Annotated in this window: 34 protein-coding genes; all 34 read right to left on the reverse strand. The window is 52.9% G+C overall.

The features are described 5' to 3' along the window. Positions 1–190 precede the first annotated feature (190 nt). The 34 genes from rplQ to rpoB all read right to left on the reverse strand — a co-directional run bounded on the left by rplQ (position 191) and on the right by rpoB (position 26,851). Positions 191–589: a 50S ribosomal protein L17 gene (rplQ, locus tag Q4606_RS15935; RefSeq protein ID WP_303608133.1), complete on the reverse strand. Its 399-nt coding sequence runs from the start codon at positions 587–589 to the stop codon at positions 191–193. Positions 590–622: 33 nt separating this feature from the next. Next, complete coding sequence (gene rpoA / locus Q4606_RS15940; RefSeq protein WP_096784130.1) at positions 623–1,627, reverse strand: DNA-directed RNA polymerase subunit alpha; 1,005 nt, start codon at positions 1,625–1,627, stop codon at positions 623–625. Positions 1,628–1,662: 35 nt separating this feature from the next. Next, a complete protein-coding gene (gene rpsD / locus Q4606_RS15945; RefSeq protein WP_303597441.1) occupies positions 1,663–2,283 on the reverse strand; it encodes a 30S ribosomal protein S4 in 621 nt (206 codons plus the stop codon). A gap of 18 nt (positions 2,284–2,301) precedes the next feature. Then, the gene (rpsK, locus tag Q4606_RS15950) at positions 2,302–2,691 is read right to left on the reverse strand and encodes a 30S ribosomal protein S11 (RefSeq protein ID WP_044387623.1); all 390 of its coding nucleotides are present in this window, start codon (positions 2,689–2,691) and stop codon (positions 2,302–2,304) included. A gap of 13 nt (positions 2,692–2,704) precedes the next feature. Further along, the gene (gene rpsM / locus Q4606_RS15955; RefSeq protein ID WP_144780210.1) at positions 2,705–3,061 is read right to left on the reverse strand and encodes a 30S ribosomal protein S13; all 357 of its coding nucleotides are present in this window, start codon (positions 3,059–3,061) and stop codon (positions 2,705–2,707) included. Positions 3,062–3,203: 142 nt separating this feature from the next. After that, positions 3,204–3,317 carry a 50S ribosomal protein L36 gene (rpmJ, locus tag Q4606_RS15960; RefSeq protein ID WP_072799745.1) on the reverse strand — a complete coding sequence of 38 codons (114 nt, stop codon included), beginning with the start codon at positions 3,315–3,317 and terminating at the stop codon, positions 3,204–3,206. A 30-nt stretch (positions 3,318–3,347) separates the two neighbouring features. Further along, positions 3,348–4,670 carry a preprotein translocase subunit SecY gene (secY, locus tag Q4606_RS15965; RefSeq protein WP_303597440.1) on the reverse strand — a complete coding sequence of 441 codons (1,323 nt, stop codon included), beginning with the start codon at positions 4,668–4,670 and terminating at the stop codon, positions 3,348–3,350. Between the two features lie 17 nt (positions 4,671–4,687). After that, positions 4,688–5,122 (reverse strand): 50S ribosomal protein L15, encoded by a 435-nt coding sequence (gene rplO / locus Q4606_RS15970; protein WP_144780212.1) that lies wholly within the window; start codon positions 5,120–5,122, stop codon positions 4,688–4,690. Position 5,123: 1 nt separating this feature from the next. After that, entirely contained in the window at positions 5,124–5,312 is a 189-nt protein-coding gene (rpmD, locus tag Q4606_RS15975) for a 50S ribosomal protein L30 (protein WP_012139786.1), read from the reverse strand. Between the two features lie 4 nt (positions 5,313–5,316). After that, positions 5,317–5,817, reverse strand: a complete 501-nt coding sequence (gene rpsE / locus Q4606_RS15980) for a 30S ribosomal protein S5 (protein WP_071267330.1) — start codon at positions 5,815–5,817, stop codon at positions 5,317–5,319. A 12-nt stretch (positions 5,818–5,829) separates the two neighbouring features. Next, positions 5,830–6,177 (reverse strand): 50S ribosomal protein L18, encoded by a 348-nt coding sequence (gene rplR / locus Q4606_RS15985; protein WP_303597439.1) that lies wholly within the window; start codon positions 6,175–6,177, stop codon positions 5,830–5,832. A 9-nt stretch (positions 6,178–6,186) separates the two neighbouring features. After that, complete coding sequence (gene rplF / locus Q4606_RS15990; RefSeq protein ID WP_303597438.1) at positions 6,187–6,720, reverse strand: 50S ribosomal protein L6; 534 nt, start codon at positions 6,718–6,720, stop codon at positions 6,187–6,189. 9 nt (positions 6,721–6,729) lie between these two features. Continuing rightward, positions 6,730–7,122 carry a 30S ribosomal protein S8 gene (gene rpsH / locus Q4606_RS15995; RefSeq protein ID WP_303597437.1) on the reverse strand — a complete coding sequence of 131 codons (393 nt, stop codon included), beginning with the start codon at positions 7,120–7,122 and terminating at the stop codon, positions 6,730–6,732. An 88-nt stretch (positions 7,123–7,210) separates the two neighbouring features. Beyond that, positions 7,211–7,516, reverse strand: coding sequence for a 30S ribosomal protein S14 (rpsN, locus tag Q4606_RS16000; protein WP_041341451.1), 306 nt, complete (start codon positions 7,514–7,516; stop codon positions 7,211–7,213). 13 nt (positions 7,517–7,529) lie between these two features. Continuing rightward, positions 7,530–8,069 (reverse strand): 50S ribosomal protein L5, encoded by a 540-nt coding sequence (rplE, locus tag Q4606_RS16005; RefSeq protein WP_303597436.1) that lies wholly within the window; start codon positions 8,067–8,069, stop codon positions 7,530–7,532. Between the two features lie 15 nt (positions 8,070–8,084). Beyond that, a complete protein-coding gene (rplX, locus tag Q4606_RS16010; RefSeq protein WP_144780220.1) occupies positions 8,085–8,405 on the reverse strand; it encodes a 50S ribosomal protein L24 in 321 nt (106 codons plus the stop codon). Between the two features lie 17 nt (positions 8,406–8,422). Next, complete coding sequence (gene rplN / locus Q4606_RS16015; protein ID WP_114335795.1) at positions 8,423–8,791, reverse strand: 50S ribosomal protein L14; 369 nt, start codon at positions 8,789–8,791, stop codon at positions 8,423–8,425. Between the two features lie 18 nt (positions 8,792–8,809). Further along, a complete protein-coding gene (rpsQ, locus tag Q4606_RS16020; protein WP_303597435.1) occupies positions 8,810–9,076 on the reverse strand; it encodes a 30S ribosomal protein S17 in 267 nt (88 codons plus the stop codon). Between the two features lies 1 nt (position 9,077). Beyond that, on the reverse strand, positions 9,078–9,269 hold the full coding sequence (gene rpmC / locus Q4606_RS16025; RefSeq protein WP_298453395.1) for a 50S ribosomal protein L29: 192 nt from the start codon (positions 9,267–9,269) through the stop codon (positions 9,078–9,080). Next, on the reverse strand, positions 9,269–9,682 hold the full coding sequence (gene rplP, locus Q4606_RS16030; protein WP_303597434.1) for a 50S ribosomal protein L16: 414 nt from the start codon (positions 9,680–9,682) through the stop codon (positions 9,269–9,271). Before rplP ends, rpmC begins: the two co-directional genes overlap by 1 nt. 12 nt (positions 9,683–9,694) lie before the next feature. Next, positions 9,695–10,378, reverse strand: coding sequence for a 30S ribosomal protein S3 (gene rpsC, locus Q4606_RS16035; protein ID WP_303597433.1), 684 nt, complete (start codon positions 10,376–10,378; stop codon positions 9,695–9,697). A gap of 11 nt (positions 10,379–10,389) precedes the next feature. After that, positions 10,390–10,722: a 50S ribosomal protein L22 gene (rplV, locus tag Q4606_RS16040; RefSeq protein ID WP_096784144.1), complete on the reverse strand. Its 333-nt coding sequence runs from the start codon at positions 10,720–10,722 to the stop codon at positions 10,390–10,392. 17 nt (positions 10,723–10,739) lie between these two features. Next, complete coding sequence (rpsS, locus tag Q4606_RS16045; protein ID WP_100689245.1) at positions 10,740–11,015, reverse strand: 30S ribosomal protein S19; 276 nt, start codon at positions 11,013–11,015, stop codon at positions 10,740–10,742. 23 nt (positions 11,016–11,038) lie between these two features. Then, on the reverse strand, positions 11,039–11,866 hold the full coding sequence (rplB, locus tag Q4606_RS16050) for a 50S ribosomal protein L2 (protein WP_144780222.1): 828 nt from the start codon (positions 11,864–11,866) through the stop codon (positions 11,039–11,041). A 17-nt stretch (positions 11,867–11,883) separates the two neighbouring features. Continuing rightward, entirely contained in the window at positions 11,884–12,177 is a 294-nt protein-coding gene (gene rplW, locus Q4606_RS16055) for a 50S ribosomal protein L23 (protein ID WP_144780223.1), read from the reverse strand. Continuing rightward, positions 12,174–12,779 carry a 50S ribosomal protein L4 gene (rplD, locus tag Q4606_RS16060; protein WP_303597432.1) on the reverse strand — a complete coding sequence of 202 codons (606 nt, stop codon included), beginning with the start codon at positions 12,777–12,779 and terminating at the stop codon, positions 12,174–12,176. The genes rplW and rplD overlap by 4 nt, the downstream gene beginning before the upstream one ends. An 11-nt stretch (positions 12,780–12,790) precedes the next feature. After that, positions 12,791–13,429 (reverse strand): 50S ribosomal protein L3, encoded by a 639-nt coding sequence (gene rplC / locus Q4606_RS16065; protein WP_303597431.1) that lies wholly within the window; start codon positions 13,427–13,429, stop codon positions 12,791–12,793. A gap of 75 nt (positions 13,430–13,504) precedes the next feature. Beyond that, positions 13,505–13,816, reverse strand: a complete 312-nt coding sequence (rpsJ, locus tag Q4606_RS16070) for a 30S ribosomal protein S10 (RefSeq protein WP_007350503.1) — start codon at positions 13,814–13,816, stop codon at positions 13,505–13,507. Between the two features lie 188 nt (positions 13,817–14,004). Continuing rightward, the gene (gene tuf / locus Q4606_RS16075) at positions 14,005–15,201 is read right to left on the reverse strand and encodes an elongation factor Tu (protein WP_303608134.1); all 1,197 of its coding nucleotides are present in this window, start codon (positions 15,199–15,201) and stop codon (positions 14,005–14,007) included. A gap of 35 nt (positions 15,202–15,236) precedes the next feature. After that, positions 15,237–17,342: an elongation factor G gene (fusA, locus tag Q4606_RS16080; RefSeq protein ID WP_303597704.1), complete on the reverse strand. Its 2,106-nt coding sequence runs from the start codon at positions 17,340–17,342 to the stop codon at positions 15,237–15,239. An 18-nt stretch (positions 17,343–17,360) separates the two neighbouring features. Further along, the gene (gene rpsG / locus Q4606_RS16085; RefSeq protein WP_303597703.1) at positions 17,361–17,831 is read right to left on the reverse strand and encodes a 30S ribosomal protein S7; all 471 of its coding nucleotides are present in this window, start codon (positions 17,829–17,831) and stop codon (positions 17,361–17,363) included. A gap of 115 nt (positions 17,832–17,946) precedes the next feature. After that, positions 17,947–18,321: a 30S ribosomal protein S12 gene (gene rpsL, locus Q4606_RS16090; RefSeq protein WP_044387678.1), complete on the reverse strand. Its 375-nt coding sequence runs from the start codon at positions 18,319–18,321 to the stop codon at positions 17,947–17,949. A 162-nt stretch (positions 18,322–18,483) separates the two neighbouring features. Further along, positions 18,484–22,698, reverse strand: coding sequence for a DNA-directed RNA polymerase subunit beta' (gene rpoC / locus Q4606_RS16095; RefSeq protein ID WP_303608135.1), 4,215 nt, complete (start codon positions 22,696–22,698; stop codon positions 18,484–18,486). A gap of 76 nt (positions 22,699–22,774) precedes the next feature. Continuing rightward, entirely contained in the window at positions 22,775–26,851 is a 4,077-nt protein-coding gene (gene rpoB / locus Q4606_RS16100) for a DNA-directed RNA polymerase subunit beta (RefSeq protein WP_303597701.1), read from the reverse strand. Positions 26,852–26,884: the final 33 nt, after the last annotated feature.

The following is a 26,884-nucleotide window of genomic DNA, read 5'->3' on the forward strand; positions in this document are numbered from 1 at the left end:
CGGGGGTGGGGACGCTTTCAAAACTGAAAAAATGTCTGAGCAAAGCGAGTTGTTTTTCAGTTTTGAAAGCGTCCCCACCTCTGGCTAAACCCACACTCAGGCAGGCTACAGAGAACCAACTCAAATCCAGGACACAAAAAAACCGGGAACCTTACGGGACCCGGTTTTTTCTGCAGACCAAAGAACGAAATTACTCGTCGCCTTCGTCCACGTCTTCTGCTTCGATGTCCAACGGACGACCTACCAGCTCAACAAATGCCATAGGGGCATTGTCGCCAGCACGGAAGCCACACTTCAGAATACGAAGGTAACCACCCGGACGCTCGTTGTAACGGGGACCAAGCTCATTAAACAGCTTGGCTACCGCTGCGTCGTCGCGCAGGCGAGAAAACGCCAGACGACGATTCGCAACCGAATCTTTCTTGGCGAGCGTGATCAAAGGCTCGGCTACCCGACGAAGCTCTTTGGCTTTCGGCAGCGTTGTTTTAATCAGCTCATGACCAACCAGTGACGCAGTCATGTTACGAAACATGGCCTTGCGATGCGCACTGGTCCTGCTGAACTTACGACCACTCTTACGATGACGCATTGCTCTGATTCCTTACCTTAAACTAATCGGCAATCAACCGCCCAGAACCCGGTCGTCGCCACGAAGGCTAGCCGGCGGCCAGTTATCAAGACGCATACCCAGAGACAAACCACGGGACGCCAAAACGTCCTTGATCTCGGTGAGCGACTTCTTACCAAGGTTAGGCGTCTTCAACAGCTCAACTTCTGTGCGCTGGATAAGATCGCCGATGTAGTAAATATTTTCAGCTTTCAAGCAGTTAGCTGAACGCACTGTTAATTCCAGATCATCTACCGGACGCAGCAGAATCGGATCAATTTCTTCCTCTTCTTCAACACGCTCTGGTTCTTTTTCATGATCGAAATCAACAAACACTGCCAGCTGCTGCTGAAGAATCGTGGCCGCCCGGCGAATTGCTTCTTCCGGATCGATAGTGCCATTAGTCTCCAGATCAATAACCAGCTTGTCCAGATCGGTACGCTGCTCTACCCGTGCACTTTCCACAGAGTAAGCAACACGACGAACCGGGCTAAAGGTTGCGTCCAACTGCAGACGTCCGATTGCACGGGTTTCATCCTCGTCGAGACCACGCTGATCCGCCGGCTCATAGCCGCGGCCACGTGCCACACGCAAACGCATGTTAACTTCGCCCTTTTCACTCAAGTGACAAATCACATGGTCAGGGTTGGAAATCTCAACATCGTGGTCCAGCTTGATATCACCGGCTGTAACGACGCCCGGGCCTTTCTTGCTGAGCGTAAGCTCAGTGTCGTCCCGACCGTTCATCTTTACCGCAACGCCCTTGAGGTTCAAAAGAATCTCAATGACGTCTTCCTGGACACCCTCGATTGCGCTGTACTCGTGCAAAACACCGTCAATCTGCGCTTCAGTAACGGCGCAGCCCGGCATCGAAGACAAGAGAATTCGACGCAACGCGCTACCCAAAGTGTGGCCAAAACCTCTTTCGAGAGGCTCCAGCGTTACCTTGGCGCGCGTGGCACCAGATTCTTTCACGTCAATGGTACGAGGTGTCAATAACTCTTGTACTGAACGCTGCATAGACGCCCCTATCTACTATCGTTGCTAACTGGGCTTTACTTGGAGTAAAGCTCGACGATGAGGTTCTCGTTGATGTCGGCCGGCAGTTCAGTACGCTCAGGCACTGACTTGTAAACGCCAGACATCTTAGTGGCGTCGACCTCTACCCAGCCCACTGGTGCGCGGCTTGAAGACAAATCCAGTGCACCTTTAACGCGCAACTGGTTCTTAGCCTTCTCACGTACACTCACAACATCACCTGATTTGACTTTGTAGGAAGGGATATTCACTACTTTGTCATTCACCAGGATCGCTTTGTGGGACACGAGCTGACGGGACTCTGCACGGGTAGAACCGAAACCCATGCGGTATACAACGTTATCGAGGCGCGTTTCGAGAAGTTGCAGCAGGTTTTCACCAGTTGCACCCTTCAGACGGGCAGCCTCTTTGTAATAGTTGCGAAATTGCTTTTCAAGAACGCCATAAATACGACGAACTTTCTGTTTTTCACGAAGCTGTACGCCATATTCGGACAGACGACTGCGACGCGCGCCGTGCATACCCGGCGGGGTCTCGATGTTGCACTTTGAATCCAGCGCGCGAACACCGCTCTTCAGAAAAAGATCTGTCCCTTCACGACGAGACAGCTTGCACTTCGGGCCTATATAACGAGCCATATTTCACTGTCTCCTGTGTTAGACGCGGCGCTTTTTGGGCGGACGACAGCCGTTATGAGGAATCGGCGTCACATCTGTGATGTTTGTGATCTTGTAGCCGCACGAGTTCAACGCGCGAACTGCAGACTCACGTCCGGGCCCGGGTCCTTTAACCTCTACGTCCAGGTTTTTAAGGCCGTATTCAGCAGCCGCGTTACCGGCTCTTTCAGCTGCTACCTGCGCAGCAAAAGGTGTACTTTTACGTGACCCACGGAAACCGGAACCACCGGAAGTGGCCCAGGACAGGACGTTGCCCTGACGGTCTGAAATGGTCACGATAGTGTTGTTGAAGGACGCGTGAATATGCGCGACGCCATCAACAACTGTCTTTTTCACCTTTTTACGGGTACGTGTACCTGGCTTTGCCATGTTTGCCTACCTGTTACTTACGAATAGGTTTGCGTGGACCTTTACGGGTGCGTGCGTTGGTCTTGGTGCGCTGTCCACGGACTGGAAGTCCATGACGGTGGCGCAGACCACGGTGACATCCGAGATCCTTCAAACGCTTGATGTTCATCTGTACTTCACGACGCAGATCGCCTTCAACGATAGCTTTACCCACTTCAGTACGAAGTGTCTCAAGCTGCTCGTCGGACAGGTCTTTGACCTTGACGTCCGGCTTAACACCGGTTGCATCGCAAAGCTTCTGGGCTGTTGTCTTGCCAACACCGAAAATATAGGTGAGAGAGACAACAGCATGTTTGTGATCGGGTATATTGACACCGGCTATACGTGCCATCCAAATTACTCCGCGTTCAAAGCTTTGCTGTGTGAATTGTCCGCCACAAAAAAGGGGCGCGAAATAATAACGCCTGACCCGTGATCGAGTCAAGCGCTATCATCACGACACCTTTTACAGGCCTGGCTATTTCCCGAAGGAATTAACCCTGGCGCTGTTTATGGCGAGGTTCCGGGCAAATGACTCGTACTGAGCCATTGCGACGAATTACTTTGCAGTTACGGCAAATTTTCTTTACCGAAGCGCGTACTTTCATTGTCGACTCCAGTTTTCAAGGGGAACAGGGTTAGCTGTTCCGACCATAGCCCTTGAGATTGGACTTCTTCATCAGCGATTCATACTGATGCGACATCAGGTGCGATTGTACCTGGGCCATGAAATCCATCACGACGACTACAACAATCAGCAGTGAGGTGCCTCCCAAATAGAAGGGCACATTCCCGGCAACCATCAAAAACTGAGGGAACAGGGAGACTGCTGCAATGTACATTGCACCGAACAATGTCAGACGTGTCAGCACACCATCAATATACTTGGCAGTCTGATCGCCCGGACGTATGCCCGGAATAAACGCGCCAGAGCGCTTGAGATTATCCGCAACTTCTTTCGGGTTATACATCAACGCTGTATAGAAGAAGCAAAAGAACACAACTGCTGCCGCAAACAGAATGATGTACAACGGCTGGCTTGGCGCCAAAGCCTGCGAAACGTCGCTGAGCCACTCCATGCCTTCGCCCTGACCAAACCACTGCCCCAGCGACGCCGGGAAAAGCAGAATGGATGAAGCAAAGATGGGCGGAATAACGCCGGCCATATTTACTTTCAGCGGCAAATGACTGGATTGCTGCGCAAATACCTGGCGCCCCTGCTGCCGTTTGGCGTAGTTGATGGTCAGACGACGCTGCCCACGCTCCATGAAAACCACAAAGCCAACCACTGCGACCGCAAGAATGCCGATACCCAGAACAACCAGCAAGCTCATTTCGCCGTTTCGGGCCTGCTCAAGAGTCTGACCTATTGCACCGGGAAGTCCGGCAACAATGCCAGCGAAGATCAAGAGTGAAATGCCGTTCCCGACACCCCGCTCAGTAATCTGCTCACCCAGCCACATCATGAAGACTGCACCGCTAACAAAAGACACAACCGCCACAAAGTGAAAGCTGAAACTGTCGTTAAAGGTCACACCCTGCGATGCCAATCCAACGGAAATCCCGAAGCCCTGCACCAGGGCCAGGATAACCGTACCATACCGCGTATACTGGCTAATCTTTCGACGGCCCGCCTCACCCTCTTTTTTCAGCTGCTCAAGCTGCGGACTTACCGCAGTCATGAGCTGCATGATAATCGAGGCCGAGATATACGGCATGATACCGAGAGCGAAGATACTCATGCGCTCGAGCGCACCACCTGAAAACATGTTGAACATACTCAGGATCGTTCCCTGATTCTGCTCAAACAGTGCTGCCAGCCGGTCGGGATTTATACCTGGCACCGGAATGTGGGCACCGATCCGGTACACCAGCAATGCCAGGAAAACAAACCAGAGCCGTGACTTAAGCTCTGCAAGTCCTTTTCCCGCGCCCGCAGGCAATGATGCGTTCTTGGCCATTTAGTCCTCGACTCGCCTTAGTCTTCGACTTTACCACCCGCGGCAGAAATTGCCTCGCGCGCGCCTTTGGTTACCCGAAGTCCCTTAACGGTCACTGCACGGTCAAGTTCTCCGGACAGAATAACCTTGGCTTCGCGAATTTCGTCGCGGATGATGTCCGCCTTTTTAAGGGCAGCAAGATCCACAATATCGCCTTCAACTTTCGCCAGTTCGTTCAAGCGAACCTCGGCAACATAGCGCTGTTGACGCGATGTGAAGCCAAACTTCGGCAGACGACGGGCCAAAGGCTGCTGACCACCCTCAAAACCAGGAGCTACACTGCCCCCGGAACGGGCTTTGAGACCTTTATGACCGCGACCACCGGTTTTTCCGAGACCACTTCCGATACCACGACCTACGCGCCTTGCGGCCGGACGTGAACCGGGTTCCGGACTAAGTTCGTTCAGACGCATCTTAGTTCTCCTCAACCCGAACCAGGTAATCTACCCGGTTGATCATACCGCGAATAGAAGGTGTATCTTCCACCTCAACGGTGTGACCGATTTTACGAAGACCCAAGCCTTTCACACACAATTTGTGCTTAGGCTGACAGCCGATTGGGCTGCGGGTCAGAGTTACTTTGATCGTTTTTGCGTTCGCCATGACTTCAACCCAGAATCTCTTCGACGGATTTACCGCGCTTGGCTGCAATATCTTCAGGCGCCTGAGTGGCCTGGAGACCCTTGATGGTGGAACGTACCACGTTCACCGGGTTGGTAGACCCGTAACACTTGGACAGTACGTTCTGAACACCTGCGACTTCCAGTACTGCACGCATCGCGCCACCGGCGATGATACCTGTACCTTCTGAAGCTGGCTGCATGTACACCTTCGAACCACCATGCTGGGCCCGAACTGCGTATTGCAGGGTAGTACCGTCAAGCGGCACATCTACCATGTTCTTGCGTGCAGCTTCCATTGCCTTCTGGATGGCGACCGGCACTTCACGTGCCTTGCCACGACCGAAGCCAACGCGTCCTTTTCCATCACCAACGACACTCAGTGCGGTGAACGCGAAAACGCGACCACCCTTGACTACCTTGGCGACACGATTCACCTGAACCAGCTTTTCCTGGAGCTCAGGCGCCTTCTGATCATTAACGCTCATCTTCTCCACCTCTTAGAATTGCAAGCCAGCTTCACGGGCAGCGTCGGCCAAGGCCTGAACGCGTCCATGATAACGGTAACCGGAGCGGTCAAAAGCGACCTGCTCAACACCTGCCGCCTTGGCACGCTCAGCAATCAGCTGACCAACCTTTTTGGCGGCGTCCACGTTACCGGTTGCACCCTGGCGCAGTTCCTTATCCAACGTGGAGGCAGTGGCAATAACTTTGCTGCCATCTGCGGACGTAACCTGAGCATACATGTGACGCGGGGTGCGATGAACGCACAAACGTGTCGTACCCAGTTCACGGATCTTCATGCGCACTTTGCGTGCGCGACGCAATCTTTCGTTATTCGCGCTCATAGTCCCGCCTTATTTCTTCTTGGCTTCTTTACGTCTTACCTGCTCATCCGCATACCGAACACCTTTGCCTTTATAGGGCTCGGGCGGACGGAACGCGCGGATTTCCGCAGCGACGTGGCCAACCTGTTGCTTGTCGATACCGCGAATGACTACTTCCGTATTGGACGGAGTTTCAACGGTAATCCCCTCGGGCAGCTCATACTCTACCGGGTGAGAAAAACCCAGCGTCAAATTAAGCTTCTTACCTTGCGCCTGGGCCCGATAACCTACACCGATCAGCTGGAGCTTACGCTCAAAGCCTGTGGATACACCGGTCACCATATTGTTGACCAGCGCACGAGTTGTACCAGCAAGAGCGCGGGACTTTTGGGCACCATCGCGGGCTGCAAAACGCAGAAGATTTTCTTCCTGCTTTACCTCAACCGCCTGGTGAATTGAAAACTCAAGTGCTCCTTTGGAGCCCTTTACACTAATTTCCTGTCCGTTTAGCTTAACCTCAACACCGGAAGGCAGCACGACAGGATTATTGGCAACCCTGGACATGTGATTCTCCTAGAATACGGTGCAGATGACTTCGCCACCTACGCCGGCAGCACGTGCAGCACGATCTGTCATTACGCCCTTGGACGTAGAAACAATCGCGACTCCCAGACCACCGGATACTTTCGGCAGCTCCCCTGTGCCCTTGTACTGGCGCAGGCTCGGGCGGCTAACCCGCTTGATCGACTCAATAACCGGCTTACCACCGAAATACTTCAGAGTGATCGTCAGCTCGGGCTTTGCATCGGCTGTAACGGAGAAATCGTCGACATAACCCTCGTCCTTCAGGACCTGGGCTACGGAGATCTTCATCTTTGAAGAGGGCATCGTAACGTCTGCTTTCGATGCCATCTGTGCATTACGAATACGAGTAAACATATCCGCAAGCGTATCTTGCATACTCATTGGTATGAGGCTCCTGATCTTTTTAGTTGTGCAGCGGCTTGCCGCACCGCTTACCAACAGGCACCTGACCGAAGCCAGGATACCTATCTTACCAGCTTGCCTTGGTCAGACCCGGGACGTCACCACGCATGCCGTACTCACGGAGCTTAATCCGTGAAAGTTCGAACTTGCGTAGAACGCCATGGGGACGACCAGTCACCTGGCAACGATTACGAAGACGCGAAGGAGATGCATCGCGAGGAAGCTGCTGGAGCTTCATCTGTGCATCCCAGCGGTCATCATCGCTGGTATTCGGGTTTTTGATAATCGCCTTGAGCTCGGCGCGCTTCGCTGCAAATTTTGCAACGGTTTGCTCGCGCTTGAGCTCACGGTTTTTCATGGAAACCTTAGCCATTACACTCGTTCCTTTATTTCTTGAACGGAAAACCGAAAGCTTTCAAAAGCTCACGACCTTCATCGTCGGTACGGGCACTGGTGGTAATGGTGATATCCAGACCACGGATCTTGTCGACTTTGTCGTACTCGATTTCCGGGAAGATAATCTGCTCACGCACACCCATGCTGTAGTTACCGCGTCCGTCAAAAGACTTGGGATTCAGACCACGGAAGTCACGGATGCGGGGAACCGCAATGTGAACCAGGCGATCAAAGAAATCCCACATACGCTCACCGCGCAGGGTAACTTTACAACCAATTGGCCAGCCTTCGCGGATTTTAAAGCCCGCAACGGATTTACGTGCCGTAGTAACAACAACCTTTTGACCTGCCAGGCGCTCAAGATCCGCCACAGCATTCTCAATCAGTTTTTTGTCACCGACCGCCTCGCCAACACCCATGTTCAGGGTAATCTTTTCGATACGCGGCACCTGCATAATGTTCTTGAAACCGAACTCTTTCTGCAGGGCGGGTACCACTTCCTTGCTGTACTGCTCTTTCATGTTAAGCATCGTAACCACCACCGCTTACTGGTTATCGACAGCTTCTTTCGTAGCTTTGAAGATCCGCGTTTTCGCCCCGTCTTCCTTGATCTGGAAGCCAACACGATCGGCTTTGCCGGTCTGCGGATTAAAAATAGCCACGTTGGAAGCCTGGATAGGTGCTTCTTTTTCGACGATGCCACCTGGGGTGCCCAGCATCGGGTTTGGTTTAGTGTGCTTCTTCATCATATTGATGCCAGAAACAATCACTTTACCATCGTCCTGCACTTTCAGGACTTTACCACGTTTACCTTTGTCTTTCCCCGTGGTGACGATTACTTCGTCATCTCGTTTGATCTTTTTCATAACCGGCCTCTGGTCCTTTAAAGTACTTCGGGTGCCAGTGAGATAATTTTCATGAACTTCTCATTTCGCAGTTCACGGGTAACCGGTCCGAAGATACGGGTACCAATGGGAGCGTCCTGAGTGTTCAGAAGTACCGCCGCATTGCCGTCAAAACGGATCAGCGACCCATCGGGACGGCGAACACCCTTGCGGGTGCGTACTACTACAGCCTTCAGGACCTGGCCCTTTTTCACCTTTCCGCGGGGGATGGCTTCCTTAACGGTTACCTTGATGATATCCCCAACGCTGGCATAACGCCGGTGTGAACCGCCCAGGACCTTAATGCACATCACCTGACGCGCACCGCTGTTATCCGCGACTTCAAGCATTGTCTGAGTCTGAATCATGGTTGTTCTCCGGGCGATTTACACCTTGGATGCATGTTCGATGACTTCAACCAGGGCCCAGCTCTTGGTCTTCGAGACCGGACGGGTTTCCTGGATGGTAACTTTGTCACCGATGTTGCACTGGTTGCTCTCATCGTGAGCGTGGATCTTGGTTGAACGCTTCATGTACTTACCGTACAGAGGATGCTTTACCTGACGTTCAACCAACACCACGATGGATTTCTCCATCTTGTTGCTCACGACCTTACCGCTAAGAGTTCTGGCAGTTTGGGTAGCTTCGGTCATGTCACTGTCCTGCCTTTTCGTTCAATACTGTTTTCACGCGAGCAATATCACGCTTCACCCCGGCGAGAAGGTGAGACTGATTGAGCTGACCGGTTGCCTTGCGCATGCGCAGGTTGAACTGCTCCTTCAGGAGGTCGATCAGCTCCTTATTCAGCTCCGCGGCTGATTTTTCACGCAGCTCTGTTGCTTTCATCACATCACCGTCCTAGTTACGAAGGTGGTCTGTACCGGCAGCTTTGCCGCTGCGAGTGTGAAGGCTTCGCGTGCGATATCTTCTGCAACGCCTTCCATCTCGTAGAGCATACGGCCTGGCTGAATTTCCGCCACCCAATACTCAACAGAACCCTTACCTTTACCCATACGTACTTCAAGCGGCTTACCGGTGATCGGCTTATCCGGGAAAACCCGGATCCAGATCTTACCACCACGCTTGATCTTACGAGTCATCGTACGACGCGCCGCTTCAATCTGGCGCGCATTTATACGCCCACGACTTGTCGCTTTCAATCCGTATTCACCGAAGCTCACCTTGTTGGCGCGGTGAGCAAGACCGGTGTTACGGCCTTTCATTACCTTGCGAAATTTGGTGCGTTTTGGTTGCAGCATAAGATTGCCCCTTTACTTAGAACCTTTCTTCCCAGAGGCTTTCTTGTCAGCACGGACTTGTTCCATACCACCAAGAATCTCACCTTTGAAGATCCATACCTTGACGCCGATTACGCCGTAAGTGGTATGCGCTTCGTAGGTTGCGTAATCAATATCTGCACGCAGTGTGTGCAGAGGAACACGACCTTCGCGATACCACTCGGAACGCGCAATCTCAGCACCCCCGAGACGACCACCAACCTGAATCTTGATACCTTTGGCTCCCTGGCGCATGGCATTCTGAACCGCACGCTTCATAGCGCGACGGAACATCACACGACGCTCCAGCTGACCGGCAACGTTTTGCGCTACCAGGCGAGCATCCAGATCCGGCTTGCGGACTTCTTCGATGTTGATGTGCACAGGCACACCCATCATCTCGCCGACTTCACGACGCAGACGATCAACATCTTCACCCTTCTTACCGATAACGATACCGGGACGGGCAGTATGAATCGTGATACGGGCGTTCTGAGCAGGGCGCTCGATCACAATCTTGCTAACAGACGCCTTAACCAGACGCTTGTCGAGGAATTCGCGGACCTGAATATCGTTCAACAGGTTCTTGGCGTATTCCTTTTTATCGGCATACCAGACTGAGTTGTGTTCTTTTATAACACCCAGTCGCATGCCGGTTGGATTTACTTTATGACCCATCTGAGCATCTCCTACTTGTCGGCGACCTTGACGGTGATATGGCAGGTGCGCTTCATAATTCTATCAGCGCGCCCCTTGGCTCGAGCCTTGATACGCTTGAGCGTCGGGCCCTCATCCACCATAACGGTGGAAACCCGCAGTTCGTCAACGTCCAGACCTTCGTTATGCTCAGCGTTGGCGATGGCAGACTCAAGAGCTTTCTTGATAATAACCGCCGCCTTCTTAGGGCTGAAAGTCAGAATGTTCAGGGCGTCCTCAACAGCCTTGCCGCGGACCTGGTCGGCGACAAGACGTGCTTTCTGAGCTGAGAGGCGAGCGCCCTTATACTTGGCTGCTACTTCCATTTCTATTCCCCTCACAATCAGCGTTTAGCTTTCTTGTCGGCCGCATGGCCACGATAAGTACGCGTCGCCGCGAACTCACCCAGTTTATGTCCGACCATATCTTCGGTCACATAAACCGGCACGTGTTGCCTGCCGTTGTGGACTGCGATGGTCAGGCCTACGAACTCTGGAAAGATCGTCGAACGACGGGACCAGGTTTTGATCGGTCGTTTATCGTTTGCTTCCAGAGCTGCCTCGACCTTCTTCAACAGATGCAGGTCTATAAAAGGACCTTTCTTTAAAGAACGTGGCACAGCAATTACCTCTATGTAGTCGTTTACTTGGCTGAACGACGACGTACTATCATTTTATCAGTACGTTTGTTCTTACGAGTCTTATGCCCTTTGGTCGGAACACCCCACGGAGTAACCGGGTGACGTCCGCCAGAGGTACGCCCTTCACCACCACCATGCGGGTGGTCAACTGGGTTCATAGCAACACCACGTACTGTTGGACGCTTGCCACGCCAACGTGATGCACCCGCTTTGCCAAGCCGCTTGAGACTGTGCTCACTGTTGGAAACTTCTCCCAACGTGGCACGGCAGTCTACAAGCACCTTACGCATTTCACCTGAACGGAGGCGGATAGTCGCATAAGCGCCTTCCCGAGCAACCAGCTGTACGGATGCACCCGCAGAGCGAGCCAGCTGTGCACCTTTTCCAGGCTTGAGTTCAACGCAATGGATCACAGAACCAACCGGGATATTCCGCAGCGGCAATGTACTTCCTACCTTGATAGGCGCGTCGATTCCTGAGCGCACAGGCTCGCCAATCTGCATACCTTTGGGAGCGATAATGTAACGACGCTCGCCATCGGCATACTTGATCAGCGCGATGTGCGCAGAGCGGTTAGGATCGTATTCAATGCGCTCTATTGTCGCAGGAATACCATCTTTTGTCCGCTTGAAGTCGATGATTCGGTAGTGCTGCTTATGACCACCACCAACGTGACGAGTGGTAATGCGGCCAGCATTGTTACGACCACCCGACTTACTTTGTGATTCAACCAACGGTTCGTAAGGGCGCCCTTTGTGCAAATCCGGGTTGTAAAGCTTTACAACGTGACGGCGTCCGGCAGATGTTGGTTTGGTTTTGACGATCGGCATATTACGACCCCTTTACCTTATTCCACATCCAGAAAATCGATGTCCTGACCTTCAGCCAGCTTTACGTAAGCCTTACGAATGTCATTACGCTTGCCGAACCCGCGGGCAGTACGCTTAAGCTTGCCCTTACGATTCAGAACCTGAACACCTTCTACGGTGACGTTGAACAATTGCTCAACAGCCTTCTTGATCTCCGGCTTGGTAGCGTCCGGGGCAACCCGGAAAACGACTTGACCGTGCTCGGCAACCAGAGAAGCCTTCTCCGATACGTGCGGCCCCAGAAGGACCTTATAAATACGTTCCTGATTCATCCCAGCATCTCCTCGATCTTCTTCAGAGCGGGAACAGTCACCACGACTTTCTCGAAGGCAACCAAGCTAACCGGATCCAGGCCAGCAACATCACGCACATCGACGTGAGGAACGTTGCGAGAGGCCAGGTGCAGGTTTTGCTCAACACTTTCCGTCAGGATCAATGCGTTTGAGATACCCATATCTGCCAACTTGGCAGTAAAGGTCTTAGTCTTGGGCGCATCGACAGCGAAGTCGTCAACCAGGACCAGACGCTCTTGACGAACCAGCTCGGAAAAAATGGAGCACATCGCAGCACGGTACATCTTGCGGTTAACCTTCTGCTCGAAGCTACGCGGCTTGGCAGCAAAGGTTACACCACCGGCGCGCCAGATCGGGCTCCGGATAGTACCGGCACGAGCGCGACCCGTGCCCTTCTGACGCCAGGGCTTTTTACCACCACCGCTGACTTCTGAACGGGTTTTCTGAGCCTTGGTACCCTGACGGCCAGCTGCCATATAAGCAGTAACCACCTGGTGAACCAGGGACTCGTTAAAATCTTTCGCGAAAGCAGCCTCGGAAACCGTAATTCCCTTGCCGCTACCTGTAATAGTCAATTCCATCGAACCGCTCCTCAGGCTTTAACAGCAGGCTTGATGACAACATCGCCGCCAGTCGCGCCGGGTACGGCACCACTAACCAGCAGAAGGTTGCGCTCAGCGTCGACACGGACAATTTTCAGGTTCTGAACAGTCACCTGAACATTACCCATCTGCCCTGCCATCTTTTTGCCTTTGAATACCTTGCCCGGAGTCTGGTTCTGACCAATGGAACCCGGCGCACGGTGAGACAGTGAGTTACCGTGAGTGGCATCCTGCATAGAGAAATTCCAGCGCTTTACACCGCCCTGAAAGCCCTTACCCTTGGATGTTCCGGTAGCATCAACAACCTGGCCGTCTTCAAAGACTGACGCAGTAATTTCGCCACCGGCGGCAAGGTCTTCACCTTCACCATCCGCAAGACGAAATTCCCATACGCTACGACCAGCTTCAACGCCGGCTTTAGCGAAATGACCTGCTGCACTCTTATTAACGCGAGAGGAACGACGCGATCCCACAGTTACCTGAACTGCGCGATAGCCATCGCTTTCAAGAGTTTTGAGCTGAGTGATGCGGTTAGGCTCAACTTCAATCACTGTTACGGGCAGCGCTTGCCCGTCTTCCGTAAAAATACGGGTCATACCGGCCTTACGACCGACAATACCAATTGCCATGTTTCACCTCTAAGTGTACGGGGCTCTCACCCTCTATGGCCTTAGGACAGTTACACAGGTCAATACCTGGCGGTATTAACCGAGGCTAATCTGAACGTCTACACCTGCTGCCAGGTCTAACTTCATCAAAGCATCTACTGTCTTTTCCGTCGGCTCAACAATGTCAAGCAAACGCTTGTGGGTACGAATTTCATACTGGTCGCGCGCGTCTTTGTTGACGTGCGGAGAAACCAGAATAGTGAACTTCTCTTTGCGCGTCGGCAAAGGAATAGGCCCACGCACTTGAGCGCCGGTCCGCTTGGCGGTATCGACGATCTCCTGTGTGGACTGGTCGATCAGGCGATAATCAAACGCCTTCAACCGGATCCGAATCTTTTGGCTTTGCATGTTGCACCAAACTCCACTCGTAGTAGCGAAACCGTTCGCTGACCTTCAAAAAAAGGAGCCGCATTGTATGCATAATAAACAACCCTGTCAACAGCCTTACTGGAAGACTGACCAGGATCATACATTGCAACTGAAACAGAAAAAGGGGCTGATCAAATCAGCCCCTTTTTCCAGATCAAACGAGTAGATTACTCGATAATCTTCGCTACCACACCGGCACCAACGGTACGGCCGCCTTCACGAATCGCGAAGCGCAGACCATCTTCCATGGCGATCGGAGCAATCAGCGTTACTTCCATCTTCACGTTATCACCTGGCATAACCATTTCTACGCCTTCCGGCAATTCACAAGAACCGGTTACGTCGGTGGTACGGAAGTAGAACTGCGGACGATAGCCCTTGAAGAACGGAGTGTGACGACCGCCTTCATCTTTGCTCAGTACGTATACTTCGCACTCGAACTTGGTGTGCGGCTTGATGCTGCCCGGCTTACACAGAACCTGACCACGCTCAACGTCGTCACGCTTGGTACCACGCAACAGTACACCAACGTTCTCACCCGCACGACCTTCGTCGAGGAGCTTACGGAACATCTCAACACCGGTACAAGTCGTCTTGACGGTATCTTTGATACCAACAATCTCAACTTCTTCACCAACCTTGACAATACCGCGCTCTACACGACCGGTCACAACAGTACCACGACCCGAGATAGAGAATACGTCCTCAATCGGCATCAGGAACGGCTGATCAATCGCACGCTCAGGCTCAGGGATGTACGAATCCAGGGCTTCTACCAACTTCTTAACAGCGGTAGTACCCATTTCGTTATCATCTTTACCTTCCAGCGCCATCAACGCAGAACCAGTAACGATCGGAGTGTCGTCAGCTGGGAAGTCATACGCTTCCAGCAGATCACGCACTTCCATCTCAACCAGTTCCAGCAGCTCATCATCGTCAACCATGTCCGCTTTGTTCAGGAACACAACGATGTAAGGAACGCCTACCTGACGAGACAGCAGGATGTGCTCGCGAGTCTGCGGCATGGGGCCGTCTGCTGCTGAACAAACCAGGATCGCGCCGTCCATCTGAGCCGCACCTGTGATCATGTTTTTCACATAATCGGCGTGGCCCGGGCAGTCTACGTGTGCGTAGTGACGGTTAGGAGAATCGTACTCAACGTGAGAAGTCGCGATGGTTATACCACGCGCACGCTCTTCCGGTGCGTTATCGATCTGATCGAATGCACTCGCAGAACCCGTACCCCATACTTCGTGACATACACGAGTCAGAGCAGCGGTCAGAGTCGTCTTACCATGGTCTACGTGACCAATAGTGCCCACGTTCAAGTGCGGCTTATTACGCTCAAATTTAGATTTAGACACAGTTACACCTCTTCCTGTTACTTAAGTCCTGGGCATCAACCCTTTTTAATAATTGCTTCGGCAATGTTGTTTGGTGCTTCCGAATAACGCGCAAACTCCATCGCGTATGACGCACGACCCTGGGTCGCAGAGCGCAGGTCGGTCGCATAACCAAACATTTCCGACAACGGAACCTCAGCACGAACAATCTTGCCCGCAACGCCGTCATCCATACCCTGAATCAGGCCACGACGACGGTTCAAATCACCGACCACGTCACCCATATAGTCTTCAGGCGTTACAACCTCAACCTTCATCATCGGCTCAAGCAGAGCCGGGTTCGCTTCCAAAGCGCCTTTCTTCATCGCCATGGAACCCGCGATCTTGAACGCCATTTCGTTGGAGTCCACGTCGTGGTATGAACCATCGTACAAGGTTGCCTTGATACCCAGCAGCGGATAGCCGGCCAGACAGCCATTCTGCATCTGCTCCGAGATACCCTGCTGAACCGCCGGGATGTATTCCTTGGGAACAGCACCACCAACGATCTCGTTCACGAAGATAAAGTTCTCAGCATCTTCCTCGTCCAACGGCAGAGGATCGATTCTGACTTTTACGTGACCATACTGACCACGACCACCAGACTGACGAACAAACTTACCTTCAACGTCTACAGACTTACGAATACACTCACGATAAGCAACTTGCGGCTTACCGATATTAGCCTCAACCTTGAACTCGCGACGCATACGGTCAACAAGAATATCCAGGTGAAGCTCGCCCATGCCAGAGATAATCGTCTGACCGGTTTCTTCGTCTGTACGTACACGGAATGACGGATCTTCCTGAGCAAGCTTACCCAGAGCAACACCCATCTTTTCCTGATCAGCCTTGGACTTGGGCTCTACCGCAACCGAGATTACCGGCTCCGGAAACTCCATACGCTCCAGGATGATCTTGTTATTTTCATCGCACAAGGTGTCACCAGTGGTGACGTTCTTAAGACCGATCGCCGCAGCAATATCGCCAGCCAGAACTTCCTTGATCTCTTCCCGGTCGTTAGCGTGCATCTGAACCATACGGCCCACACGCTCTTTTTTACCTTTAACCGAGTTATATACTGCGTTACCAGATTCCAGCGTACCCGAGTAAACCCGGAAGAACGTCAGAGACCCAACAAACGGATCAGTAGCGATCTTGAATGCCAGCGCAGCAAACGGAGCCTTGTCATCAACAGGACGAGTCTCTTCTGTGCCGTCCTCGTCTACTTCACCACGGATCGCTTTTACTTCATCCGGAGCAGGCAAGTATTCGATAACAGCATCAAGAACAGCCTGAACACCCTTGTTCTTGAAAGCGGAACCGCAAGTTGCGAGAACTATCTCGTTGGCGATAGTACGTGAACGCAAGCCCTTCTTGATTTCCTCAATGCTGAGCTCACCTTCTTCGAGATACTTTTCCATGTACTCTTCGTTGGCTTCCGCAGCAGCTTCCACCAACTGCTCCCGGTACTTAGCAACTTCGTCTGCCATATCGGCAGGAATATCACCCAACTCGTAGGTCATACCCATATCGTCGTTGCTCCAGTGGATCGCTTTCATGCGCAGCAGATCTACTACACCTTCAAACTGATCCTCTGCACCAATCGGCAGCTGAAGCGGTACCGGGGTAGCGCCCAGACGACTCTTGATCTGATTGACCACACGCAGGAAGTCTGCACCGGCGCGATCCATCTTGTTGACGAACACCATGCGCGGAACTTCATACTTGTTAGCCTGACGCCATACGGTCTCAGACTGCGGCTCAACACCCGAGGACGCGCAGAATACAACAACTGCACCATCGAGAACCCGCAAGGAACGCTCAACTTCAATGGTGAAGTCAACGTGTCCCGGGGTATCGATTACGTTGATACGATGCTCGTCGAACTGCTTGTCCATGCCCTGCCAGAAGGTAGTAACAGCAGCAGAGGTGATGGTGATACCACGCTCCTGCTCTTGCTCCATCCAGTCAGTGGTAGATGCGCCATCGTGGGTCTCACCCATTTTATGGCTACGACCAGTGTAATAAAGAATACGCTCAGTCGTTGTGGTTTTGCCCGCATCAACGTGCGCACAGATACCAATGTTTCTGTAACGTTTAATCGGCGTTTTACGTGCCACTGTGTAAACCTCGACTGTTTAGAAACGGAAGTGAGAGAACGCCTTGTTGGCTTCTGCCATGCGGTGTACGTCTTCACGCTTCTTAACAGCGGCGCCTTTGCTGTCAGCGGCGTCAAGAATTTCACCGGCCAGACGCTGCGCCATAGACTTCTCACCGCGCTTCCGTGAAAATTCCACGAGCCAGCGCATAGCCAGCGCGTTCTGACGGGAAGGCCGTACTTCTACGGGCACCTGGTAAGTAGCACCACCCACACGACGGGACTTAACCTCGACCATCGGCTGGATGTTCTCCAGGGCCTTTTCGAACATGTCGATCGGCTCTTCCTTGGACTTCTCGGCAACAATTGTCAGAGCACCGTAAACAATGCGCTCTGCAACCGCTTTCTTGCCGCTTTCCATCACATGGTTGATGAACTTGGCAAGACGCGCACTACCGAACTTCGGATCCGGGATAATTTCCCGTTTAGCTGCAACTCTTCTTCTAGGCATCGATAAGCCCTTATCTATTTAAAAGGTCTTCAGGAACCCCTGAGATGGCCTTTCGCCACTCAGCCTTACTCTTACCGTTCTGACAAGCAACGATAAAAGACACCCACTAGGGATATCAGGATTTGGGACGTTTAGTACCGTACTTGGAGCGACCCTGCTTACGGCTCTGTACACCCTGGGTGTCCAGTGTTCCGCGAACAGTGTGATAGCGCACACCCGGAAGGTCTTTTACTCGACCGCCACGGATAAGCACAACACTGTGCTCCTGAAGGTTGTGACCTTCACCACCAATGTATGAGGAAACCTCGAAGCCGTTGGTCAGACGAACACGACACACTTTACGCAGTGCTGAGTTCGGCTTCTTCGGCGTTGTGGTGTATACACGAGTGCAAACACCACGGCGCTGAGGACAGGCCTGAAGAGCAGGAACATCGCTCTTGGCTACCTTGCGCTTACGAGGCTTACGCACCAACTGATTAATCGTTGCCATGTAAGCAAACTCCAAAAAACCATATCAATGAAACTTACCCCCAGTGAAGGGGGTAAAATTTAAGGGACGCAAGTTTAAGCCCGCGCCCCCTGTCAGTCAAGATGACTGATCTCTTTTTAACCACCTCCGCGTAAGTAACTACACGGAGATGGTCTGCCTGGCTCAACTTCCGCGGTTGAGTTCGGCGCTCAGAGCTTCTTCCACATCAGCCGCAGTAACGCCCTGCTCTTCCAGTTCGCGCTTGCGTCGACGCTCGGCGTGATAGGCCAGGCCTGTTCCCGCCGGGATCAGACGACCAACCACCACGTTTTCCTTCAGACCGCGTAGATAATCGCGCTTACCTGTAACCGCGCCTTCGGTAAGAACCCGTGTCGTTTCCTGGAACGAAGCCGCAGAAATGAACGACTCAGTTGCCAGAGAAGCCTTGGTGATACCCAGCAACAAGCGATCAAAGCGTGCTGGCTCTTTGTCCGCAGCGTTAGCTTCTTCGTTGGCTTCAAGCACGTTATTGATCTCAACCGAGTCACCAGAAAGCAGCTGAGTCTCACCCGGATCAGTGATTTCAACTTTGCGCAACATCTGACGCACGATTACTTCAATGTGCTTATCGTTGATTACTACGCCCTGCAAACGGTAAACGTCCTGGATTTCGTTGGTAATGTACTTAGCCAACGCAACCACACCTAGCAGACGCAAAATGTCGTGCGGGTTGGACGGGCCATCTGAAATAACCTCGCCCTTCTCAACGGTTTCGCCTTCAAATACGTTCATCTGGCGATGCTTGGGGATCAACACCTCGTATGGATCTGCGTCTTTCGGAGTGATCACCAGGCGCTTCTTGCCCTTGGTTTCCTTACCGAACGAAATCATGCCGCTGATCTCAGCGAGGATAGACGACTCTTTAGGTCGGCGCGCCTCGAACAGATCGGCAACCCGTGGCAGACCACCAGTGATGTCACGCGTTTTAGAGCTGGCCTGGGGAATACGAGCAACTACATCACCCAGCTCAATACGTGCGCCATTGGCCATAGTCACCAGAGCATTGGCCGGCATGAAGAATATCGCCGCGCCACCACCAGGCAAATCAACGTCATTACCCGCTTCATCAACCATCTGAATTGCCGGGCGGATATCCTTACCAGCCGCCGGGCGCTCTTTCGGATCGATAATTTCCATGGTCGACAGGCCGGTGAGCTCGTCGGTCTGGGTGCGAACGGTAATGCCCTGATCCATGTTAACGAACTTGGCTGTACCTTCAGCTTCAGCGATGATCGGGTGAGTGTGTGGATCCCACTTGGCAACCACAACGCCCGCCTCAACATTGTCACCGTGCTTCACAGAAAGCACTGCGCCGTAAGGGAGCTTATACCATTCACGCTCACGCCCCTGATCGTCGGCGATCGCCAGAGCAGATGAACGAGAAATAACAACCAGTGAGCCGTCTTTTTTCTCAAGCGACTTCAGGTTGTGCAGGCGAACCGTACCACCATGCTTGACCTGAATATTGTCCACCGCAGACGCCCGGCTCGCAGCACCACCAATGTGGAACGTACGCATGGTAAGCTGGGTTCCCGGCTCACCTATGGACTGAGCAGCAATAACACCCACTGCTTCACCTACGTTCACACGATGCCCACGGGCGAGATCGCGACCGTAACACTTGGAGCAGATACCATGACGGGTCTCACAGGTGATCGCAGAGCGCACCCATACCTCGTCCACACCAGCACCTTCCAGTGTTTCGACCGCTTTCTCATCCAGCAAAGTGCCAGCAGGAACTACGGCATTGTCCTTATCGATCGGTGTAAACGCATCCCGGGCAGTAACACGACCCAACACACGAGCACCCAGTGGCACAACAACGTCACCGCCTTCAATGTGCGGCGTCATCAGCAGACCTTCTTCGGTACCGCAATCTTCCTCTGTAACAACCAGATCTTGCGATACGTCGACCAGTCGACGAGTCAGGTAACCGGAGTTAGCGGTCTTCAAGGCAGTATCGGCCAGACCCTTACGAGCACCGTGAGTCGAGATAAAGTACTGAAGTACGTTCAGGCCTTCACGGAAGTTAGCTGTAATCGGCGTCTCGATGATGGAGCCATCCGGCTTGGCCATCAGGCCACGCATACCCGCCAACTGACGAATCTGGGCTGCAGAACCCCGAGCGCCGGAGTCCGCCATCATGTACACAGAGTTGAAAGACTCCTGCATCAACTCTTCGCCATCTTCACCTTTGATGGGCTTACCATCAGCGCCGATGACCTGCTCCTTCGCCAACCGCTCCATCATGGCCTTGGAGACCTTGTCGTTGGCTCGTGACCAGATGTCGATTACCTTGTTGTACTTCTCACCCTGAGTAAGCAGACCGGAGGCATACTGGGTTTCGATGTCCTTCACTTCCTGGGAAGCAGCGTCCACCAACTCATATTTTTCCGGTGGGATTTCAAAGTCGTTAAAGCCGATAGAAATGCCCGATACAGTCGCGTACTGGTAGCCGGTGTACATCAGCTGATCAGCAAAGATAACCGTCTCTTTGAGACCGGCATCGCGATAGCAGATATTGATAAGGTTGGAGATCGCCTTCTTGACCATTGGCTTGTTCACCAGGTCGTAAGAAAGGCCATCCGGCACGATATCAAACAGCAGAGCACGACCGACCGTGGTGTCCACGATCTTGTACTCTTCAGTACGCTCACCATTTTCAAGAATGGCAACTTCCTTCACGCGCACCTTGACGATTGCCTGCAGGTCTACCTGGCCAGCACCGTATGCACGGTGAGCTTCTTTGATGTCGGCAAACACCATGCCTTCACCCAGCGCGCTTTTACGTTCACGCGTCATGTAATAGAGGCCGAGTACAACGTCCTGGGACGGAACAATAATCGGCTCACCATTCGCAGGCGACAGAATGTTGTTGGTGGACATCATCAGCGCACGGGCTTCAAGCTGAGCTTCCAGAGTCAACGGCACGTGTACCGCCATCTGGTCACCGTCGAAGTCGGCGTTGTAGGCTGCACAAACCAATGGGTGCAACTGGATCGCCTTACCTTCGATCAGTACTGGCTCAAACGCCTGAATGCCCAGACGGTGAAGTGTCGGCGCACGGTTAAGCATGATCGGATGCTGACGAATGACCTCGTCCAGGATATCCCAAACGACGCCCTCTTCGCGCTCAACCATCTTCTTGGCGGCTTTAATAGTGGTAGCCAGGCCGCGATGCTCAAGCTTTGAAAAGATAAACGGCTTGAACAGCTCAAGTGCCATTTTCTTAGGCAGACCACACTGATGCAGGCGCAGGTATGGGCCTACAACAATTACGGAACGACCGGAGTAGTCAACGCGCTTACCGAGCAGGTTTTGACGGAAACGACCCTGCTTACCCTTGATCATGTCTGCCAGAGACTTCAGGGGACGTTTGTTGGTGCCGGTTATGGCACGGCCGCGACGGCCGTTGTCCAACAATGCATCTACAGCTTCCTGAAGCATCCGCTTTTCGTTACGCACGATAATGTCTGGAGCGTTCAGTTCCAGCAGGCGCTTGAGGCGGTTATTCCGGTTGATTACTCGGCGATACAGGTCGTTCAGATCCGATGTTGCAAAGCGACCACCATCCAGCGGTACCAGCGGACGCAAATCCGGTGGTAGAACTGGAAGTACAGTCATCACCATGTCACCCGGCTTGTTGCCGGAGTACAGGAAGGCCTCAAGAATTTTCAGGCGCTTGCTGAATTTCTTGATCTTGGTTTCGGAGTTGGTCTGCGGAATTTCTTCGCGCAAAGCGTCAACTTCTTCCTGAAGATCGATATCTTCAAGCAGCTGTTTCACAGCTTCCGCACCCATGCGGGCGTCAAACTCATCGCCAAACTCTTCCAGAGCTTCGTAATACTGCTCATCGTTCAGCAACTGGCCACGTTCAAGCGTTGTCATACCCGGGTCAATCACAATGAAGGACTCGAAGTAGAGAACACGCTCTATATCACGCAGCGTCATGTCCAGCATCAAACCGATACGGGATGGCAAAGACTTGAGGAACCATATGTGAGCGACCGGGCTGGCCAGCTCAATATGCCCCATGCGCTCACGGCGAACGCTTGCCAGTGCAACTTCAACGCCACACTTTTCACAGATAACACCGCGGTGCTTCAGGCGCTTATACTTGCCGCACAGACACTCGTAGTCCTTGATCGGGCCAAAGATCTTGGCGCAGAACAAGCCGTCACGCTCTGGCTTGAACGTACGGTAGTTAATAGTCTCAGGCTTCTTAACTTCACCAAAGGACCATGAACGAATCATGTCGGGTGATGCCAAACCAATACGGATGGCGTCAAATTCCTTACTTTGGTTCTGGCTCTTGAGAAGATTCAGCAAATCTTTCATCAGTAAAAGCTCCGGATGGCGTTAATCTCGGGCGGGCACCCCAGGTGCCCGCTCACGCTGCCAAAAACAATTCGGCTCACTCAGATTCCAGCTCGATGTCGATACCCAACGAACGGATTTCCTTGACAAGAACGTTGAAGGATTCCGGCATGCCGGGCTCCATCCGATGATCACCATCGACGATGTTCTTGTACATCTTGGTACGGCCGTTCACGTCATCAGACTTAACGGTGAGCATTTCCTGCAGCGTATAAGCTGCACCGTAAGCCTCAAGGGCCCACACTTCCATCTCACCAAAGCGCTGACCACCGAACTGAGCCTTACCACCCAGCGGCTGCTGAGTGACCAGACTGTACGAGCCGGTCGAACGTGCGTGCATCTTGTCATCGATCAAGTGGTTCAACTTGAGGATATACATATACCCAACAGTGACCGGACGATCGAAGGCATCACCAGTACGACCATCATAGAGCTTGGTCTGACCGGTCGTGCTTAGCCCTGCCAGATCAAGCATGTGCTTGACCTCGGCTTCTTTAGCACCGTCGAACACCGGCGTTGCCATAGGAACACCGCTACGCAGGTTGTGGCACATTTCCTGAATTTCTTTGTCGCTCAGGGAATCCAGATCAACCTTGAACACTTCGTCAGAGTGGTTGTAGATCTCATCAAGCAGCTTGCGCAGCTCCGCAATTTTGCGTTGCTCGTCAAGCATTTTGCCGATGCGCTCGCCAAGCCCTTTAGCTGCAGCACCCAAATGAGTCTCAAGCACCTGACCGACGTTCATCCGCGAAGGAACACCCAGAGGGTTCAGGACGATATCAACAGTGCGCCCATCCACATCGTACGGCATATCCTCAATCGGCATAACGGCAGAGATAACACCTTTGTTACCATGGCGTCCGGCCATTTTGTCACCAGGCTGAATACGACGCTTGATGGCAAGGTAGACCTTCACAATTTTCAGGACACCCGGCGCGAGATCGTCGCCCTGCTGCAGCTTGCCTTTCTTGTCGTCAAAGCGCGCTTCGTGCTCTTTCTTACGCTCTTCAAGACCTTGCTCCGACTTCTCCAGCAACTCATTCAGACTTTCGTCTTGCATGCGCAACTTGAACCAGTCTGGGCGTGGCAGCTCCGCCAGGTAGCCTTCATCCAGGCTTGCACCCTTCTTAAGGCCCGGACCACTGATCACAGATTGACCCTTCAACGCATTGAGGAGACGCTCAAAGGTAGCGCCCTCAACAATACGATATTCGTCTTTCAGGTCTTTGCGGTATTGATCCAGCTGCTCTTTCTCGATCGCCTGGGCGCGCTGATCTTTCTCGATACCATCACGGGTAAAGACCTGCACATCAATAACCGTACCGCGAGTGCCTGTCGGCACACGGGAGGAGGTGTCTTTTACATCAGACGCCTTCTCACCGAAGATTGCCCTCAGAAGCTTCTCTTCCGGTGTCAGCTGGGTTTCACCTTTCGGCGTCACCTTACCAACCAGAATGTCGCCAGGGCCTACTTCAGCACCGATATAAACAATACCGGACTCATCCAGCTTGGCCAGCGCACTCTCACCAACGTTAGGAATGTCCGCAGTGATCTCTTCGCTGCCAAGTTTGGTATCACGAGCCACACAGGTCAGTTCCTGAATATGGATAGTGGTCAGGCGATCTTCCTGAACAACCTTCTCGGAAATAAGGATGGAATCCTCAAAGTTGTAACCGTTCCAGGGCATGAATGCGATACGCATATTCTGACCCAGAGCCAGCTCACCGAGGTCCACAGAAGGACCGTCTGCCAACACGTCACCGCGGGCAATGGCATCACCCTGGCGCACAATGGAGCGCTGGTTGATACAGGTGTTCTGGTTCGAGCGGGTGTACTTGGTGAGGTTGTAGATATCCACACCGGCATCACCTGCCTCGGTTTCTTCGTTATTCACGCGAACAACAATACGTGCCGCATCAACGCTTTCAATCACACCGCCGCGACGGGCAGTTACACAGACGCCGGAATCCTGCGCTACTGTGCGCTCAACACCAGTACCTACCAAAGGCACCTGGGAGCGCAGTGTCGGCACCGCCTGACGCTGCATGTTCGCACCCATAAGGGCACGGTTAGCATCATCGTGCTCCAGGAACGGGATCAGCGAGGCAGCAACGGATACAACCTGGCGCGGCGATACGTCCATGAAGTTAACACTTTCAGGAGGCATGACCGTGGTTTCGTTCTGATGACGCACTGTTACCAGCTCGTCCATCAGACGCTTGCCATCGTCCATCGCGGCACTGGCCTGAGCGATTACGTAGGTGCTTTCTTCGATCGCTGACAAATAAACCAGCTCATCGGTTACTACGCCATCAACCACTTTTCTGTACGGGCTCTCAAGGAAGCCGTAAGAGTTGGCTCGTGCGTAGGTCGCCAGTGAGTTGATCAGACCGATGTTTGGTCCTTCCGGCGTCTCGATCGGGCATACACGACCGTAATGCGTCGGATGCACGTCACGAACCTCAAAGCCTGCGCGCTCACGAGTCAAGCCGCCTGGCCCAAGTGCCGAAATACGGCGTTTGTGAGTCACCTCGGACAGCGGGTTGTTCTGATCCATGAACTGGGACAACTGGCTCGAACCAAAGAACTCTTTAACCGCAGCAGCAACCGGCTTGGCATTAATCAGGTCCTGAGGCATCAGGCCTTCACTTTCGGCCAGGCTCAGGCGCTCACGAACCGCACGCTCTACACGAACCAGGCCTACACGGAACTGGTTTTCAGCCATCTCACCCACGCAACGCACGCGGCGGTTGCCGAGGTTATCGATATCATCCACATTGCCCTGACCGTTACGGATATCGATCAGAGTCTTGAGAACATCAATGATGTCGTCGTGGGTCAGCGTACCTTCGCCTGTGCTTTCTTCGCGGCGCAGGCGACGGTTAAGCTTCATTCGACCGACAGCCGACAGGTCGTAGCGCTCTTCAGAGAAGAAAAGATTGTTGAACAGGTTCTCAGCTGAATCTTTTGTTGGTGGCTCTCCCGGACGCATCATCCGGTAGATTTCAACCAGAGCTTCAAGTGGACTACGGGTCGGATCGATACGCAGGGTGTCCGACATGAACGGACCACAATCCAGGTCGTTCGTGTAGAGCGTTTCGATGTCGGTTACACCAGCATCCAGAATCTTGGTTACGACTTCATCGCTGAGCTCGGTATTGCACTCTACCAGAACCTCGCCAGTCGCCTGGTCGATCATATCTTTGGCCAGGACGCGGCCGTACAGATATTCGGTAGGAACCTCGAGCTCATTAATGCCGGCTTTTTCTAGCTGTTTGATATGGCGAGCAGTGATCCGCCGGCCTTCTTCAACGATTAGCTTGCCTTCGTTGTCCTTGATATCGAATGTTGCAATATCACCACGGAGACGACTTGGGACCAACTCAAGCTTGCAGGTTTCCGCGCCCAGGGTGAATTTACTGGTATCAAAGAACATCTCCAGCATCTGCTCGGAGGTGTAACCCAACGCCCGCAGGAGAATTGAAGCCGGCAATTTGCGTCGACGGTCAATACGAACGAAAACGGAATCTTTAGGGTCGAACTCGAAATCGAGCCACGAACCACGGTAAGGAATCACCCGTGCCGAATACAACAGCTTGCCGGATGAATGGGTCTTACCTTTATCATGATCAAAGAACACACCGGGAGAGCGGTGGAGCTGGGAAACAATAACTCGCTCGGTACCGTTAATAACAAAGGTACCATTCTCGGTCATCAGGGGCATTTCGCCCATGTAGACTTCTTGTTCCTTGATGTCCTTAATCGCCTTGTTGGACGACTCTCTATCATAAATGATGAGACGGACTTTAACTCTCAGCGGCGCCGCATAAGTCACGCCCCTAAGCTGGCATTCCTTGACGTCGAATACCGGCTCACCAATGCGGTAGCTCACGTATTCGAGCGCCGCATTGCCAGAGTAGCTGGCAATCGGGAATACGGATTTGAATGCTGCGTGAAGACCGGTTTCCCGACGGTCTCCAGGGGCGGCTTCCATTTGGAGGAAGTCCCGGAATGAATCCAGCTGAATAGACAGCAAATAGGGGACATCCATAACGGAAGGCAATTTACTAAAATCTTTGCGAATCCGCTTTTTCTCAGTATAGGAGTAAGTCATCTGCATTCCCCAGCTTTAGACCTGATACCTGGT

The sequence above is a fragment of the Marinobacter sp. 1_MG-2023 genome (assembly GCF_030549045.1).
GTDB lineage: Bacteria > Pseudomonadota > Gammaproteobacteria > Pseudomonadales > Oleiphilaceae > Marinobacter.

Excerpts from the sequence above, each read along its gene's own strand:
- rpsC (WP_303597433.1), bottom strand. The coding sequence starts at position 10,378 with ATGGGTCATAAAGTAAATCCAACCGGCATGCGACTGGGTGTTATAAAA.
- rplX (WP_144780220.1), bottom strand. The coding sequence starts at position 8,405 with ATGAAAAAGATCAAACGAGATGACGAAGTAATCGTCACCACGGGGAAA.
- rpsQ (WP_303597435.1), bottom strand. The coding sequence starts at position 9,076 with ATGACCGAAGCTACCCAAACTGCCAGAACTCTTAGCGGTAAGGTCGTG.
- rplB (WP_144780222.1), bottom strand. The coding sequence starts at position 11,866 with ATGCCGATCGTCAAAACCAAACCAACATCTGCCGGACGCCGTCACGTT.
- rplE (WP_303597436.1), bottom strand. The coding sequence starts at position 8,069 with ATGCTTAACATGAAAGAGCAGTACAGCAAGGAAGTGGTACCCGCCCTG.
- rpsM (WP_144780210.1), bottom strand. The coding sequence starts at position 3,061 with ATGGCACGTATAGCCGGTGTCAATATACCCGATCACAAACATGCTGTT.
- rpoA (WP_096784130.1), bottom strand. The coding sequence starts at position 1,627 with ATGCAGCGTTCAGTACAAGAGTTATTGACACCTCGTACCATTGACGTG.
- rpoB (WP_303597701.1), bottom strand. The coding sequence starts at position 26,851 with ATGACTTACTCCTATACTGAGAAAAAGCGGATTCGCAAAGATTTTAGT.
- rpsK (WP_044387623.1), bottom strand. The coding sequence starts at position 2,691 with ATGGCAAAGCCAGGTACACGTACCCGTAAAAAGGTGAAAAAGACAGTT.
- rpsH (WP_303597437.1), bottom strand. The coding sequence starts at position 7,122 with ATGAGTATGCAAGATACGCTTGCGGATATGTTTACTCGTATTCGTAAT.
- rpsJ (WP_007350503.1), bottom strand. The coding sequence starts at position 13,816 with ATGCAAAGCCAAAAGATTCGGATCCGGTTGAAGGCGTTTGATTATCGC.
- rplF (WP_303597438.1), bottom strand. The coding sequence starts at position 6,720 with ATGTCCAGGGTTGCCAATAATCCTGTCGTGCTGCCTTCCGGTGTTGAG.
- rplV (WP_096784144.1), bottom strand. The coding sequence starts at position 10,722 with ATGGAAGTAGCAGCCAAGTATAAGGGCGCTCGCCTCTCAGCTCAGAAA.
- rplW (WP_144780223.1), bottom strand. The coding sequence starts at position 12,177 with ATGAATCAGGAACGTATTTATAAGGTCCTTCTGGGGCCGCACGTATCG.
- rpsD (WP_303597441.1), bottom strand. The coding sequence starts at position 2,283 with ATGGCTCGTTATATAGGCCCGAAGTGCAAGCTGTCTCGTCGTGAAGGG.
- rpoC (WP_303608135.1), bottom strand. The coding sequence starts at position 22,698 with ATGAAAGATTTGCTGAATCTTCTCAAGAGCCAGAACCAAAGTAAGGAA.
- rpmC (WP_298453395.1), bottom strand. The coding sequence starts at position 9,269 with ATGAAAGCAACAGAGCTGCGTGAAAAATCAGCCGCGGAGCTGAATAAG.
- secY (WP_303597440.1), bottom strand. The coding sequence starts at position 4,670 with ATGGCCAAGAACGCATCATTGCCTGCGGGCGCGGGAAAAGGACTTGCA.
- rplP (WP_303597434.1), bottom strand. The coding sequence starts at position 9,682 with ATGCTGCAACCAAAACGCACCAAATTTCGCAAGGTAATGAAAGGCCGT.
- rplQ (WP_303608133.1), bottom strand. The coding sequence starts at position 589 with ATGCGTCATCGTAAGAGTGGTCGTAAGTTCAGCAGGACCAGTGCGCAT.
- rpsE (WP_071267330.1), bottom strand. The coding sequence starts at position 5,817 with ATGAGCGTTAATGATCAGAAGGCGCCTGAGCTCCAGGAAAAGCTGGTT.
- rplC (WP_303597431.1), bottom strand. The coding sequence starts at position 13,429 with ATGGCAATTGGTATTGTCGGTCGTAAGGCCGGTATGACCCGTATTTTT.
- rpmD (WP_012139786.1), bottom strand. The coding sequence starts at position 5,312 with ATGGCGAACGCAAAAACGATCAAAGTAACTCTGACCCGCAGCCCAATC.
- rplR (WP_303597439.1), bottom strand. The coding sequence starts at position 6,177 with ATGAGCGCGAATAACGAAAGATTGCGTCGCGCACGCAAAGTGCGCATG.
- rplN (WP_114335795.1), bottom strand. The coding sequence starts at position 8,791 with ATGATTCAGACTCAGACAATGCTTGAAGTCGCGGATAACAGCGGTGCG.
- rplD (WP_303597432.1), bottom strand. The coding sequence starts at position 12,779 with ATGGAATTGACTATTACAGGTAGCGGCAAGGGAATTACGGTTTCCGAG.
- rpmJ (WP_072799745.1), bottom strand. The coding sequence starts at position 3,317 with ATGAAAGTACGCGCTTCGGTAAAGAAAATTTGCCGTAACTGCAAAGTA.
- rpsL (WP_044387678.1), bottom strand. The coding sequence starts at position 18,321 with ATGGCAACGATTAATCAGTTGGTGCGTAAGCCTCGTAAGCGCAAGGTA.
- rplO (WP_144780212.1), bottom strand. The coding sequence starts at position 5,122 with ATGCGTCTGAACGAACTTAGTCCGGAACCCGGTTCACGTCCGGCCGCA.
- rpsN (WP_041341451.1), bottom strand. The coding sequence starts at position 7,516 with ATGGCTAAGGTTTCCATGAAAAACCGTGAGCTCAAGCGCGAGCAAACC.
- rpsG (WP_303597703.1), bottom strand. The coding sequence starts at position 17,831 with ATGCCTAGAAGAAGAGTTGCAGCTAAACGGGAAATTATCCCGGATCCG.